Source organism: Aeromonas sp. S41-2 (genome assembly GCF_027705845.1).
GTDB lineage: Bacteria > Pseudomonadota > Gammaproteobacteria > Enterobacterales > Aeromonadaceae > Aeromonas > Aeromonas hydrophila.
In genome coordinates this window covers 622,319-636,167 of sequence record NZ_JAPDCG010000002.1, presented here as the reverse complement: position 1 = coordinate 636,167, position 13,849 = coordinate 622,319, and the positions used below count along the sequence as shown (strand labels likewise).

The 13,849-nt window shown below is 46.8% G+C and carries 19 protein-coding genes and 1 pseudogene; 11 read left to right on the top strand and 9 right to left on the bottom strand.

Annotated elements, in window-relative coordinates:
* Positions 1-85 precede the first annotated feature (85 nt).
* Positions 86-358: pseudogene (locus OKC44_RS07360) on the top strand (ISAs1 family transposase); the annotation flags it as partial.
* Positions 359-573: 215 nt separating this feature from the next.
* On the opposite strand, the gene OKC44_RS07355 reads toward OKC44_RS07360, so the two are convergent.
* From OKC44_RS07355 to OKC44_RS22140, 4 genes are all read right to left on the bottom strand, one after another.
* Positions 574-1,515 carry a hypothetical protein gene (locus OKC44_RS07355; protein WP_270811926.1) on the bottom strand — a complete coding sequence of 314 codons (942 nt, stop codon included), beginning with the start codon at positions 1,513-1,515 and terminating at the stop codon, positions 574-576.
* A gap of 77 nt (positions 1,516-1,592) precedes the next feature.
* Complete coding sequence (locus OKC44_RS22150) at positions 1,593-1,925, bottom strand: transposase (RefSeq protein WP_333563240.1); 333 nt, start codon at positions 1,923-1,925, stop codon at positions 1,593-1,595.
* On the bottom strand, positions 1,852-2,085 hold the full coding sequence (locus OKC44_RS22145) for a transposase (RefSeq protein ID WP_333563239.1): 234 nt from the start codon (positions 2,083-2,085) through the stop codon (positions 1,852-1,854). The genes OKC44_RS22150 and OKC44_RS22145 overlap by 74 nt, the downstream gene beginning before the upstream one ends.
* On the bottom strand, positions 1,992-2,390 hold the full coding sequence (locus tag OKC44_RS22140; RefSeq protein WP_333563238.1) for an IS5 family transposase: 399 nt from the start codon (positions 2,388-2,390) through the stop codon (positions 1,992-1,994). Before OKC44_RS22140 ends, OKC44_RS22145 begins: the two co-directional genes overlap by 94 nt.
* Before the next feature lie 318 nt (positions 2,391-2,708).
* On the opposite strand from OKC44_RS22140, the gene OKC44_RS07345 reads away from it, so the two are divergent.
* The 8 genes from OKC44_RS07345 (at position 2,709) to OKC44_RS07310 (ending at position 8,988) form a co-directional block, all read left to right on the top strand.
* A complete protein-coding gene (locus OKC44_RS07345; RefSeq protein ID WP_182927744.1) occupies positions 2,709-3,371 on the top strand; it encodes a site-specific integrase in 663 nt (220 codons plus the stop codon).
* Positions 3,371-4,285, top strand: coding sequence for a tetratricopeptide repeat protein (locus OKC44_RS07340; protein ID WP_270811924.1), 915 nt, complete (start codon positions 3,371-3,373; stop codon positions 4,283-4,285). Before OKC44_RS07345 ends, OKC44_RS07340 begins: the two co-directional genes overlap by 1 nt.
* A 206-nt stretch (positions 4,286-4,491) precedes the next feature.
* Positions 4,492-5,031, top strand: coding sequence for a YbjQ family protein (locus OKC44_RS07335; RefSeq protein WP_082189233.1), 540 nt, complete (start codon positions 4,492-4,494; stop codon positions 5,029-5,031).
* Positions 5,032-5,308: 277 nt separating this feature from the next.
* Positions 5,309-6,073, top strand: coding sequence for a DUF4145 domain-containing protein (locus OKC44_RS07330; RefSeq protein WP_100645641.1), 765 nt, complete (start codon positions 5,309-5,311; stop codon positions 6,071-6,073).
* Between the two features lie 245 nt (positions 6,074-6,318).
* Positions 6,319-7,170 (top strand): DUF5677 domain-containing protein, encoded by an 852-nt coding sequence (locus tag OKC44_RS07325; RefSeq protein ID WP_100645640.1) that lies wholly within the window; start codon positions 6,319-6,321, stop codon positions 7,168-7,170.
* A 104-nt stretch (positions 7,171-7,274) separates the two neighbouring features.
* The gene (locus tag OKC44_RS07320) at positions 7,275-7,538 is read left to right on the top strand and encodes a hypothetical protein (protein ID WP_100645639.1); all 264 of its coding nucleotides are present in this window, start codon (positions 7,275-7,277) and stop codon (positions 7,536-7,538) included.
* 21 nt (positions 7,539-7,559) lie between these two features.
* Positions 7,560-7,784 carry a hypothetical protein gene (locus OKC44_RS07315; protein WP_232097894.1) on the top strand — a complete coding sequence of 75 codons (225 nt, stop codon included), beginning with the start codon at positions 7,560-7,562 and terminating at the stop codon, positions 7,782-7,784.
* A 145-nt stretch (positions 7,785-7,929) separates the two neighbouring features.
* Positions 7,930-8,988 carry a hypothetical protein gene (locus OKC44_RS07310; RefSeq protein WP_158653297.1) on the top strand — a complete coding sequence of 353 codons (1,059 nt, stop codon included), beginning with the start codon at positions 7,930-7,932 and terminating at the stop codon, positions 8,986-8,988.
* A 297-nt stretch (positions 8,989-9,285) separates the two neighbouring features.
* On the opposite strand, the gene OKC44_RS07305 is transcribed toward OKC44_RS07310, so the two are convergent.
* The 5 genes from OKC44_RS07305 to OKC44_RS07285 all read right to left on the bottom strand — a co-directional run bounded on the left by OKC44_RS07305 (position 9,286) and on the right by OKC44_RS07285 (position 12,380).
* The gene (locus OKC44_RS07305; RefSeq protein ID WP_069784805.1) at positions 9,286-9,768 is read right to left on the bottom strand and encodes a hypothetical protein; all 483 of its coding nucleotides are present in this window, start codon (positions 9,766-9,768) and stop codon (positions 9,286-9,288) included.
* A 402-nt stretch (positions 9,769-10,170) separates the two neighbouring features.
* Positions 10,171-10,428: a hypothetical protein gene (locus OKC44_RS07300; RefSeq protein ID WP_069784804.1), complete on the bottom strand. Its 258-nt coding sequence runs from the start codon at positions 10,426-10,428 to the stop codon at positions 10,171-10,173.
* Between the two features lie 61 nt (positions 10,429-10,489).
* The gene (locus OKC44_RS07295) at positions 10,490-11,518 is read right to left on the bottom strand and encodes an AAA family ATPase (RefSeq protein WP_100645638.1); all 1,029 of its coding nucleotides are present in this window, start codon (positions 11,516-11,518) and stop codon (positions 10,490-10,492) included.
* 149 nt (positions 11,519-11,667) lie between these two features.
* Positions 11,668-12,003 carry a hypothetical protein gene (locus OKC44_RS07290; RefSeq protein WP_005301994.1) on the bottom strand — a complete coding sequence of 112 codons (336 nt, stop codon included), beginning with the start codon at positions 12,001-12,003 and terminating at the stop codon, positions 11,668-11,670.
* A 173-nt stretch (positions 12,004-12,176) separates the two neighbouring features.
* Complete coding sequence (locus tag OKC44_RS07285; RefSeq protein WP_158197106.1) at positions 12,177-12,380, bottom strand: helix-turn-helix transcriptional regulator; 204 nt, start codon at positions 12,378-12,380, stop codon at positions 12,177-12,179.
* Between the two features lie 412 nt (positions 12,381-12,792).
* Here OKC44_RS07285 and OKC44_RS07280 point away from each other — a divergent pair, with 412 nt between their 5' ends.
* On the top strand, positions 12,793-13,278 hold the full coding sequence (locus OKC44_RS07280) for a YqhA family protein (RefSeq protein ID WP_011706364.1): 486 nt from the start codon (positions 12,793-12,795) through the stop codon (positions 13,276-13,278).
* 117 nt (positions 13,279-13,395) lie between these two features.
* Positions 13,396-13,845, top strand: coding sequence for a hypothetical protein (locus tag OKC44_RS07275; protein ID WP_024944945.1), 450 nt, complete (start codon positions 13,396-13,398; stop codon positions 13,843-13,845).
* Positions 13,846-13,849 lie beyond the last annotated feature (4 nt).

The following is a 13,849-nucleotide window of genomic DNA, read 5'->3' as shown; positions in this document are numbered from 1 at the left end:
TCCTTCATTCAACCCTAAGCTACTTATTTTACCACAAAAAAAACGCCCCTAAGAACCTATCCCAAAAGGAGTTGTCAGACACGAAGAGCAGTTTGCCAAAGCCGTGCGCGGTCATTGGGGTATAGAGAATCAGTTGCACTGGGTATTGGACGTGACGATGAAAGAAGATGCATGCCCGATCTATCGTGGCGACGCGGCTCAGATATTGGCAACAGTGCGACATATGGCGCTGAATATGCTGCGAGCAGAGAAAGGCAAATGCGCCAGCATCAGACGCAAACAGAAGATAGCCGCCATGAATAGTGACTATCTGGAACAGGTCATTTTGGCTGGAATTACAGCAGTGGTTGAAAAATGAACATTCATGCTCTCACCCTGGCAAGCCTCCCTCGTTAGCTGCGGCTATAGTTCTGGGTGACCGCCTCGGACTGTAGCTGACAACAAAAACCGCAAAGCTTTACGCTATACTGGATTCTTGGCTTCTTCGTTCCTGCTCGCAACATTGTTTGGTGGGGCTGGGGCAATTCACCCGCACCATGACCCCAAATTTTGGACGCCAGTTCAACTTCCTGATCATCCGCGTCGCAGAGCCTTGATGAGTAGGCCAACGACCACTACGGCAATGATGATCGGCAGTGTTACCGCATTGATTGCAGCAGTGACCGACAAAAGGAACGTCCCGACCAATGACCAAAAGACCAAGATCCCTGCGAGGCCTGCGAATTGCCCGGTTACCTTAATCGCCTGGCCAGCCTTCTGAGTTCCCGTCAGAGCCGGTGCTGGTGCCTGTGCCGTTGTAGGTTGAATACCCCAGGCGTCAAGCTGAGCACTGCATAGATTACGGACCTGTTCACTTTGCGATTTAGTTCCGGCTATAAATAACTCACGCGCTTTTCTGTATGTGGGGCCTGAGTAATCACTACCGGTGACTCCTTCTGCATAGAACAGTGCGAGGTAAATATAATCCATGCCTACAATGTCTAAGGACTCCGAAAACCCATTAACTAATTCAAGATCCTCACATGAGATCTCGTGAATAAAGAAATGCTTCACTATGTATGAGGCGGCTTCTCTTCGTGCGAGCGAAGTAACAATAGAATCCTTCGAATTTCGACTAAGATCGCGGAATATGGCCATTGCTCGTTCAGGGTCAGGGGGAAGAACTGAGGCAAGCTTGTCATCCCCCATCAAATAGCACGCCAAATACCAGCGAGCCATGTCATGACCATTCTCGATTGCTAGCTCAAGATAATGAAGGGCCTTCTTGGGGTCGGCGTTAACAGCCCAGCCGCGACGGTAGCAATCAAGAAGTATCATATGCGCTTCGGGTATAGGAAGCGGGCCTTGTGCAACTTTCTTTACGGCATTGAAGTGAAAACGAGCAACATCTTCATCACCTCTCATCCTGTGAGAGAGTATTTTTGCGCTCAGATTTGTTGCTTTAATGTTTCCGTTCCCTTCACGCCAAGCTTGCAGCAAGTCACATCTCAACTTGTCTTCGTATTGAACATCCATGTTTGAAATCCTGCATCAATTGTTGTGATAGGGATCGTATTGCAGAGCGACTAACTCCGGCCCAGCTTACTAAGAGCCTATCCCAATAGGGTTTTGTTCCACACAATAATGCCGCAAGCGAAATGCAGCATCGCTTCATAATTCTCGACTTTCTTCTCCCAGCGAGTCAGCACACGACGGAAGCGATTCATCCAACTGTGAGTCCTCTCTACCACCCAACGGTGCGCTTTAAAATCAGTGTTTTTCATGGCTTCAGATTCTTCTTTACGCGATTGAATGTGAGGTTCGTAATAGCGGCTCTTCAGATATTCTTCCAGCCATTGTGCTTCATAGCCTTTATCCAGGCAGAGATGGAGCCTCCGGCCAGGCCTGAAGACTGTCAAGCGTGTCAGCAACCAGCTTGATGTCATGCGTATTTGCCCCCGTGACAACCAGTGATAGCGGGAGCCCGTTCGCATCAGTGAGCAGACTGCGTTTTACCCCTTGTTTTCCTCTGTCTGTGGGGTTGTGTCCCGTTTTTTTGAGCCCGCCAAGGGAGACTTCGTGATACAACCGTCCATCGACAGCCATGACCAGTCGATGGCGCCCTGCTTTGCGCAATCAAGTAAGCCATTTTGCCAGAACCGCTCAAACACCCCAGCATCACGCCACTCTTGAAAGCGTCGGTGAGCAGAACTGGATGAGCAAATGCCGGTAGCATTGAGGGCATTCCATTGGCCCCCCGTCCTAAGCACAAAGAAAATTGCATTCATCGCGGCACGATTATCCACCCGCTTGCGATGCCTCCCCAGCGGGTGGTTGGTTTTGTGTTCTGGAAGCAATGGTTCCATTTTTGCCCAGAGCTCATCACTAATCAGCCAGTTATCGCCCACCATACGCCCCTCAGAAATTGTTACACAACACTATTTTTGTCTGACAACTCCTTTTGGGATAGGTTCTAAGTATCAGCGAACAACCAAACCTTTAGCTGCCATCTAGCGCCCCCTGGGGGGGCCAGCAGCGGCCATCTCTTGATTGCTGTCTATGTGGGATGAAACTTGTGTCATCTTTGAAAATAGGGAGTCAACCTTGAAAATTAAGTCTCACTCTACTTTCCGTGAACCACCGACCAGAATTGAACAAGGGGCCTTTATGGCCCCTCTCTTTTTCTATAGTCTCTCTGTTTAGAGTCGATAATCGAGATTATACAGTTAATGCCTAAGGCTATTGTTGTTGAAGATCCGCAACTGGCCCATGCCGTTGCAGTGGCCAAGGCATCGAGTCCAGAGAACGGGACCAGGGATGCCGCCTTGCTGCTCTGCTGCTTTGGTACTGGCATGAAGCCAGCCGAACTGGCGCAGTTGCGGGTCAGTGATTATCTCTCCCCAGGCGGTGACCCGCTGGCCGAGGCAGTGATCAGGCCAGAGATCGCATTTAACGGGCAGGCTCGCCCATTGTGCTGGGTCAATAAGAAGCTGATCGCCGCTATTGATGAGCACTTGGCCGACCGCCTCCGGCGCGGCCATGGCATCACCGGCAGGCTGACAGCCTATCGTGGGCTCGACCCGCATAACGGTCTGTTTATCTCAGGCCGCACCGGCCAGCCGCTCAAGTTGACGCGCATCGAGCGGGATGGTCGGGTGAGTTATCGGGCTGACCAGCTGACGGCCCTGATTGCTCGCCTGTTCGCTCAGGCTGGCATTGAGGGGGCTACGGCTCAATCTGCCCGCCGAACGCTGGCTGTGAAGCTCAAGCGCCAGGGCATAGACGAACGCCACATAGGCGAGATCTTGGGCATGACCAGCATAAAGGCCATTAAGACATTGTGCGACACCGATCCGGTTCGCCTAGGTGATTTGATTAAGAGGATTGTTTGATGACTGACATCATGCTGAATCGTTGCCGCACGTTAACGCGTGCCATGAGCTTGGTCAGTTGCTTACTGTTAGCGCCTGCAAGCCAAGCTGTAAACACCCCCAACACAGTATCAGTTGCTAATCTTCAACATCGCGCTGAGCAGGGCATTGCCGAGGCGCAATATCGCCTTGGGTGGAGTTACGCCATGGGCGTCGGCGTGGAACAGGACTATCAACAAGCACTGGCTTGGTATCGCAAGGCGGCAGAGCAAGGGTATGCCGAGGCGCAATTCAACCTTGGGCGAATATACACCCTAGGCCAAGGTGTTGCGCCAGACAATCAACAAGCCGTGGCATGGTATCGCAAGGCAGCTGATCAAGGGATTGCAGCGGCTCAAGTGAACCTTGGATGGATGTACAACCAAGGCCAAGGTGTTGTGCAAGACCATCAACAAGCCGTGGCATGGTATCGCAAGGCGGCCGAGCAAGGGACTGCCGCAGCGCAATTCTTCCTTGGCCTGATGTACAACCAAGGCCAAGGTGTTGCGCAAGACCATCAACAAGCCGTGGCATGGTATCGAAAAGCAGCAGAGCAAGGAGATGCAGCTGCGCAATTTCGTCTTGGGGGGATGTACGAGATAGGCCTAGGCGTAGGGCAAGACTATAAACAAGCCTTGGCTTGGTATCGTAAAGCGGCAGAGCAAGGGGATGCCGAGGCACAGCGCGCGCTTGGACTGATGTACGCCACAGGCGATGGCGTGGCGCAAGACTATCAACAAGCCTATGCATGGGCCTCATCCGCAGTTGCGAATGATGGTAATGCCGATACGGTGAAGTTGCGTGATTTGATTGCTAAAAAGCTAACACCGAGTGCTTTAGCTCAGGCACAGGCGTTAGGTGGTGAGTATTTTAAAAAATATCGACCTCGAAATTAAGGCTGGACAGCAGTGGCAAACCGTCGCCAAACTCGCCGCAACCGGTGTCCTGATGTGGTTACTACTAGGGAGGGTGCGAATAAGTACCCTCTACAACGAAACTGAACTTTTTAGTTGATTTAATTCAGATAGTTACAGAAGCATGTTTTGATGTTTAGTGACTTATTCGCACCCTCCCTAGGTAATCCTGACAAGTAAGAGAAAAAATGAACAATTACATCATTCTAGTTGGCAAAGGGATACCCGTAGCTGTTGACCTCTTGTCTGAGTCTGCATCCAGCGAAATAGCATCTCTACAGGAACAAGGATTTATTATCGCTTATGACTCTTGCCGAGCTGAAAGTATTGAACATGCATTGAAAACGTGGAAACAGCAGAGGGATGGCACCTATGGCTATGAACACATAATCACTTCTACAACCAACGTACTAGCACAAGATACCAGAGTCATCGAGGTAAAAGGGGTTACTACTGCGACAATTGTGGCCGGAATGAATTTTCTAAGAGACTTCATGGCCTCGATCCGAGACTTCACTGGTGGTAATTCAGGCACCTACATGTCAAAGCTCGATGACCTCAAAACTCAAGCATTGGTACAGCTAAGAAAGCAAGCTGACGAATTAGGTTGCAATGCTCTAATTGGCGTATCAATTGATGTTGACGAGATTTCTGGTGGCGGCAAATCGATGATGATGGTCACTGCAACCGGTACAGCAATTGTTGCGGAAAATAATCAGCATGAGTAATAAAAATCACCAGTTATTCACCACTGAGCAGATCCGCCAACGCCTTGAGGAAAGCTGCGAGTCAGCCCTCTGGTTGGCTCAGGCAGTTGTGTCCTACAATCGGCCAGCAGCACCAGCCCCCAGCCTGTTTGCCTTTTCAACAAAGCTGGACGAAGAAGTTTAGGGGATGTTTTTCAACTGCTGTTGATCCGCAGCAAGCCGGATTGGTCTGATTACCACCTATGAGCCCTGGTGCGCGAGTGCGAGCAGTACCTCACTAATTGATCGGAGAAAATTGATGGATCGTTCATTATACAAATATTCGTTCTCTAGAGAAAATACCCCTGACTGGACGTGCCCAACATGCAAGAAAGGGATTCTTCGTATCATTGATGACTCCTTTAAAAATGTTGAGACACGAGACTCGTTAAGGAATCGAGATCACCCTGAATGGGACCCTTCCGGCGTTGAGTATATTTACTCATGTGTACTCCGATGCAACAACGATAAGTGCCTAGAGATTGTTTCCAGCACGGGCGTAGGTGGTGCTGACATTGAAGGTTTTTACAACAAACATGGCTATCCAGATCAACATTGGGTAGATTATTTCCGCCCAACCTTTTTTGAACCACCTCTTACAATCATTGATATCCCGGAGAACTGCCCCATCGAAGTCGCAGAACAACTGCAAGAGTCATTTCGTCTTTTCTTCTGCTCTCCAGCATCTGCCGCCAATAACGCAAGAGCATCCATTGAGTCCCTTCTAACTGTGCTTGGCGTACCCACTCACGACATGAAATCGCAACGCCTCTCCCTGAAAGCCCGCCTTTCACACCTTCCGGCTGAACATTCCGAATTTAACACTCTATTTGACGCCATTAGACTGTTTGGCAACGATGGTAGTCATCCAGACAGCAAGATTACTACCGATGATGTGATGGATGCTTATGAACTCATAGAACACGTTCTACAAGTGCTTTATAAACCTGCTCCAAAGTTACCCACTGAAATTGTTGAAAAAATGGCAAAAAAATTTGATGTTTGTGCAAAGCGGCAGGTTTAGGCCCCACCCAAGTTAGCCGGATAGCCAAGTAGGCCCCCCCTTGGTGTGACGATTTTTGGGGGGCTGTGTAAGGTTCACTATGATTTGACGATGGTGGTAGCAATGGGTAACCACCCACATGAGCCAGCGCTTAACCTCCACCGAACTCTACTTCGGCGATACAGGCCAGAACATACGACGAGTTGAGGGATAGCGCCCTGCTCAAGCAGGGTTACACTGCACATTTATCTCATGAGGATATTACGTTGGAAGATGAATATATAGGCTACTCGACAGAAGATTTTCACCTTGCACTAAATGCTTTTGATAAAGCTGTATGCGAAGCTTGTGCTGTTAGTAACTTCACTGGTAATCGCTTCGTGGAGCACTATAAGGGATACTCATCCCATGTATTTACCAGAATGTGCCTTCATGCTCATGCCTTAATTTCTGCATTGCCAAAAACAAGATGGGCAAAGCGAGACTATGAGTGCTGGGACTTTAGTCTTATAGCTGCTCATGTGAGAGCCCTGATGGAAGGTTACCTTCTATTTTTTTATTTATCTGAAACACCAACGAGTGAAGATGAGTGGTACGTCAAGCTTAACGTTATGCATCTTAATGATTGCACTCGAAGAGTTAGACTTCACCAAAATATTAGGAGTTCAGAAAATGAGGCTGGCTTTTTAGAACAACAAACTGAAATTAAAGATAGGCTTAACAAAACAAAATATTTTATAGACCTACCATCACCACTTCAGAAGCAGTTGTTGAGTGGTAAATCCCTAATGATACCCTCTCGTGATGAGTTACTTGAAAAACTCAATGTAGACATTGGAGAGTTTAATGCATTTTATGATGTCGTCTCGAACTATACACATATATTACCAATATCATATTATCGAAGTGAAGCTAATGGACGTGGTACGGGCGTTAAAAATAGAACTGACTTATCTTACATCACGCTTTCACTTCTCAAGTCAGAATATTGGTTGAAATGCTCGACTGACAGGATGCTTGAGTTATTTCCTGATGCAGAAGGAGTGAGGAAAGGAAGGAAGTCAAAATTTTCTTTAGGACCTAAAGAAAATACTAAAAATAGAAGCCAACGATTTTAAGAGCGTTGAATTGCCCAAATACCAAGCTGCAATAAACTCCAGTGCATGCAGATGGTCTCTGTTCCTAGGGGCTCCGGTAAAATCCAACAGTTAAGGGAAAAAACATGCCAACGAAAGCACACCAGCATCCCATGAGGGCAAGTGAATTGGATAGGTTTGAACGTAATCTAGAACAATTGTTGAAGCTGGATCCGAAAGAAGCCGCGTATCACAGACTCCAAGGCGGTTTAGAAAGCCAAATTGTGACATTGCAAATTTGTGGCGTGATCACGAGCCAGGGGGCGGTGACGCTTCACACCCGTATGAGCGAAGCTATGCGAGATAAAAACGCCTTTGATGACGCTCAACAGCTGAAAAGTTTAAGCTGATCTGATGTACGAGGAAAAGCGATGAACGGATTAGCCCGAAATACCAAGGGTCACTGGATAGCCACCCACATGGGGCAGCGCGTAACTTTCACCAAACAGCGCTTCGGCGAGGCTGCCGAATTACTGGCCCGCCGTGTTCTGCTGGCAATGCAGGCAGGCACATACGACGAGTTGAGAGATAACGCCCTGCTCAAACAGAGTTACAGCAGGGAACTTGTTGGGTATCCACGTAGGCGAGCTGAATGAATGGCTTCTTAGCGGTGTATTGCGAGGTCAAGAGATATCCCCTCCCCGCCCAGACGACCGGAGAGGGGCACGGAAAATTAGCGGCTATGAACTGGCTATCGTGCAAGATCGCATGAAGGAAAACCGAGTTAATTAAGGAAAAGCTATGTCTGATTTTTGGGATACTCCCTCAGCCCGAGAATGGGCATGTGATGCAGTTAGTCGTTACTCAAACAAGATCTTTGGTAAAGTAACGTATGGGGTTGTTTGGTCAGACGCGCGGGACGCTGATGGTAATCTTCTGGTTCCTCTAGAACCATCAGAGTTGGTTGCAGGAATAAACCGTGAACCCTTTATTCTGACGGATGGTCACGACATCGGAAAACCTAAAGGGCAAGTACTTGAAAGTAAAATGTTTATTAGTGAAGGGGGAAGACGGTTCGTAATCGCCATATTTGGGTATTATGCTGAGGGGGACGTGCTGCTATTTGATAATCTAAATTTCGACACGAGAGCATCTGCACCGACACCACAAAGACTGCCGGAACTACCTGCGGATATGATAATCCAACTTGCAATTGATCCAAGGGAGGTGGATTCACAGTGGCTGGAAAAAATTACAGTCAATTCTGAAGTTCCGATAAAAGTCCTGCCACGTTCAAACAATGCAGCAAACGCTGTATTAGAATGCATAACAGTAGGTTTACCGTACTTAATACTTGTCTGGAATCCATTCGTTACAGCAATCGCCAGTGAGGCAGGAAAATCCACTTATGCAGCTCTTGATAGGTGGCTCTGTAGCCTTCTATGTGCATTAGAATATCGAAAAAATCCCGTTCTTGAGATCCAAGCTCATCATTATGGCTGCCAAGTTTCATTTCTTTTTCGTGGAAAGAGTGTATCAAAACACCTTGTTGCTCATGAATCTCTGAAAAAAGCGTCCGTAAGTGCGGCGCAATTGATTACTAATTTAAATAAACGAGACATGCAGGCACAGAAATTGATCTATGAGTTCGACGATGAAGGACAGTGTTGGTATCCATCTTATGCAATATTGAATGACAAGCGAGTTATCACAAGTAGTGCTGAGCTAATCGCCATTGATAAATTACCGTCTGGGCTGAGTCTTGGCTTTATCGAAGGAAACTTAGTCTCTCCGTTATCTGAGCTGACCGACAACAGCACTATACCTGCCGTTCGCCCCCCAGAACGGTCTGTCAACTGATGGAGAATAAATCATGTTGTTAGCATCAGAAGATGATCTCAAGCATCTCCGTTATTTAATTAATGGGCAAAGCTCAGACAAGCCAGTTAGCAGTGATAACGCATCTAACTTCTATAAGATGCTTTTCCCTCATTGCGCAATGATCTCCCCTTATGATCTCCGACGCTATGCAAACGGCGAAGATCCAATGCCAAAAAGCACCTATGACATGTTAGTTAATCTGAGACTAGGGCTTTGTGACTGATAAGCAAGACACCGGCTTGTTGCCGGTGTCTTGTGATATGTCGAACAGTACACTCAATCAGTTGAAATTTCCTTCATAGCTCTTTCAAGCAATTTTATAGCTTCAACATAATCACCAGGAATGTATTTATAATATTCTTTTTCATCCACTCCCATACTCATAAGAAATTCTTGAGGTGATTTAAATCCAGAGTTTTTATCATATTGTGCTGCATTGCTTTCACACCAGCGCTGATAGATGATTTCAAAGTTTGCCTCAACCCCATCCTCATGCATCTGAGAAATGCTATCCTCATCATACGAGCTCATCAAAGATACATCGTTTAGAGCCTCTGCAATCAACTCAGCATACTCTTTTTTCACGACAATATATTTAGGATAACCATAATTATCATAATCTGCATTGTGATTTTCAATGACCACACACAAATCAAAATCATCTGTATCTACACAGAGTCCTGCTTTCAATGCTTTGAGCGCAATCTCCAATTTATTAATTTCAAGATCGAAAAATTTGCGCTTTTCAAATGCTGACATAATTACTCCTTGAGGTGTATTTTAAAAAACTTGATACAACAATAGACATCACAACATATATAGATGAATCATCATATTAATTATGGCGTCTGCAACAAATTTATATATGCTGTGAATCTACTCTTTTACCAAATGTAAATCAATGCATATCAATAAAAACAATAAACTTAATTTCCCTTGTCATTTTAATTAAAAATCCCCCTGAGGCTATACCCAATCACACCTAATAATAAGATTATAATGGCCGTATATCTAAAGTGAGAGCAAAGGCATTGAACTAATAACCTTAGGTGCAACCATAAATATAAAATGTCATATCTTACAAGATATGTTCACGTTCCAAGTTATGACGGCCAAAACAAGTGAAAATTAAGTGAACAGCAAGAGACTAATTATCCTCATTCAATTGATGAAACCGAGCGCACGAAGCCGCTGAAGAGCCTGATCTTGTGCTTTATTCGAATAGTCAAACTCCTGAGTGAGTCGAGCCAGACGATCAACCAACCTCCTGCCGTTATCATCGAGTTTCACAGACACATCAAGCAATGACACTGCGTAATGAGAGTTACAAGCAGACGCCATAGCGGCTGCAAGTACCCCGCTAGATCCAGTCTGAGGGTGGCTTTCTATCATCGCAAAAATTTCGTTAAAAACTTTCATTTTCTTTCCTTATATAGATAAGTGGAGCGGTATCATCTCGCTCTCATTACGAATCAATCAATTAAACATTTTGAGGATTAACGATGTAAATTTTTTTCGCATCTTCGTCGTCATGGATCAAGCCCTTGCTAGCGAGTTTTTTTAAATCTCGTCCAAAATTTGACGATGCATATTCATTACGCACAGCTATTCTACAGGCCACACCAGAGTCATCATAACGACTAATTATATCCATCAGTTTCCTCATATTACCGATGAGTTTAACTTGGGACTCACGAGAACATCGATTTGTAACAAGAGTGTTTATGGTCTCACCATCCTCATCATATCCTATAAATTCAATTTCATGTTCAAATACCAATTCTTTTTTTTCAGGCCCATCTTTGAATTTTGTACACGTTAAAAGGACGCTATAATCATCCTCATCACCAAATTCCCGCCTAAGATAATACTCGGCATCAAGAGCGGCGTGAAATGAGCTAGAACCACGAGGCCCCTTCGAAGCGTCTTTCCCTGTATGATGAATTAACAGGATTGTTGCCCCAGTCCTTTTACGTATTGTATCAGCCCCTCTAATGAACCCTCCCATGTCCTTCGCTGAGCTTTCATCTCCATCGAGACAGCGAGCAACGGTATCTACAACAATCAATACAACAGGCAGTCCTGTATCATGCCTCGCTCTTTCACACATGAGCCAAATTTGTTCCTGATCCTCCTCATCTGATAAAATGACCCCATCAGTTAAAATCATCATATTACTCAGTGCTATACCGTCATTGTGCCTCGTCTCCCATCCCCTGATACGACCATGGATACCATTTCCACCCTCAGCGGAAATATACAGGACTGCGCCTTTTTTTGTTTTTTGATTATTAAAGTCTTTACCTGCTGCGATATGCGCCGCAGCACTCAGTGCAAGAAATGATTTACAGTGGCCTGACGGGCCATAAATTGCGACTAACGAATCAGCAGGAATGAAATTCTTAATAATATATTGAGTCTGTAAATTGAGGCTGCTCGAACCATAACTCCATGGCATACGAATCCGTCCAAAATCAATAGGCTCACTAGCCAGAACATTATTCTCCATATATTATTTCCTTGTATAAATGTAATAGTAATCCACTACGCTAACGGTTAGTCAACGTTAAATTTTATTTGTTTATAATTTATTGATGGCATAGCGTAGCCATCCATATAATAAATATTTGGATAACCTATTATAAAAAATATAATTATCTATGTTGTTTTACGGCGAGTCTGGGGGAATTGGAGAATATTAGTTTTTTCAGCCGCAATTTGTTCCTGTGAGATCATTAGCATCGAATCCTCGAAGGCATCGATCTCTCCCTGGAGCATCGCAATATTTTCGTCAGTTAGTGAGCCACCACGAATGAGGGTTCGCCGCTTATTAAGCTCACTCAGCAGGGATAGCACAAATGCGGCACGATCCATTAGGGATAGCACAGACAGGGCTGGAACATCGCCTGTGCGGTTTATCTCAATCCCCAGAGACCTGAAAGTTGTGACAAGATTTTTTTTGCTACTAATTTGCTGCCAGTCGTGAAATTTCATCACAATTTCGTCCTACCCGTTGCCTGAACGAGAACGACAATAACAGCTACCCCACGAAAAAGGCAATAGAAATTTCAACATTTTATCATAGCATAGATAATATCAAAAACGAACTATTTTTTTCAAGCATAAAAATAGCCCCATATGCATCCACACATGAGGCCATTTACGAGTCAAGCAGCAAATTTCGAGCAAATCCACTCGTCAACCTGAGAGCTGAGCCAACCGGTTTTTTGCGCAGTTATACGAGTTCCTCGCGGAAATCGTCCCTCACCGATCATGTTATAGATCGTTGATTTTCCTATGCCCAGTTTTTCAGTTAAATCTCTCATCGAAAGGATGCGAATTTCAACTCGATTTTGTTCTACTGTCATCATTACGCTCCTACAGTCGTCCGAAATTGGACATCGATTCGGAGCCATACGCACCCCTTCAAGTGGTGCTATTAACTGCATAGTTGCATTGATTGGTACAATGCGAGGCGCAAAATACCAAACTTTTTCCTGATTACGAAAAAATTTTTGACCGCCTGATGTGACCAAAAAAAATTAGGTACATCATTAGGCCCATCAGGCAGCCGACACAAACAAAAATCATGCATTTACTGGGCTTTAGTTGAGAATATCAAGTCCTGTCGAGGGAGCCACATTCGAAAGCCCAGCCTTATGGCTGGGCTTTTTTCGTTTCCGCTTGCTCTGCCGCCATCAGCCCTCTGTGCGCAAACAGGGATGCCCTCGATGGCGGATCCGCGCCATAATCAGCGCAACCTCACCCTCTTCAGGAGTTTTCATGCGCCGTTTCAACTTCATGCTCAATGGCAGCCGGTTGATGATGTTCCCCTTCTATGTCTGCATTCTGGTCTGCGTGGCCCTGCTGATGGTGAAATTCGCCATGCTGCTTTATGCCCTGTGCATCGACATCGTGGGCATTCACTACATGGACCTCATCACCGGCGTGCTCACCCTGGTGGACTTCGTACTGGTGGCCCAGATGCTGATACTGGTCTCCATCTGCGGCTATGTGCAGTTCATCCAGACCCAGGAGCAGCGCGAGGCGCTCGGCAACAACTGGCTCAGCAAGATCAACTTCGCCTCCCTCAAGCTCATCGTCATCAACTCCCTGGTCACCATTGCCGGGATTGAAGTGCTCAAGGCCTTCCTGGATGACGGGGTCGGCAACGAGGTAGAGATGAAGTGGTCGGTGATCGTGTTCCTCGCCTTCTCCACCGCGGCGCTTATCTACGCGGTGACCGAGCGGCTGGCGGACCACAAATAGCGCCGGTTTTCATTCAGCCTTTATTCATCAAGAGCGGAATTGATAACTCTTTTCATTACCTTTCCTGCATTGTAAACTTGCTCCCCCGGGCTGCACTGCCCGGGCGTTGGAGCACCTATGACAAGCCTTTCCCTCTCACCACGACACTGCTGGCAGTGGCTGGCCTATCACCATCAGGCCGCCGAGGGCTCCCTCTATCTGATGTTCTTCTCCGGCCTGCTGCTGTGGGAACCGCTGACCCCGCTCTGGTCGCTGGCACGCTGGAACCTGTTCCTGCACGTCGCCCTCTCGCTCACCCTGTTCCCCCTGCTGTTTGGCGCGTTCTGGCTCTCCCATCGCAGCCTGCTGCGCAAAAGCCGCAAGCCTTTCCTGCGCACCACAGGCCGCATCATCGAAGCCTTGCTGTTGATTTGTCTGGCCAGCGGGCTGCTACTGGTGCTGCACGGCACCCCGGGCGATGGCCTGGGCAACCTTGCCAGCTGGGCCCACTGGCTGAGCGCGCTCGCGTTGACTCCTCTGGTGCTGCGCCACGCCTGGCGCTGGACCATCTTGAAATGGCGCACCTGATCTT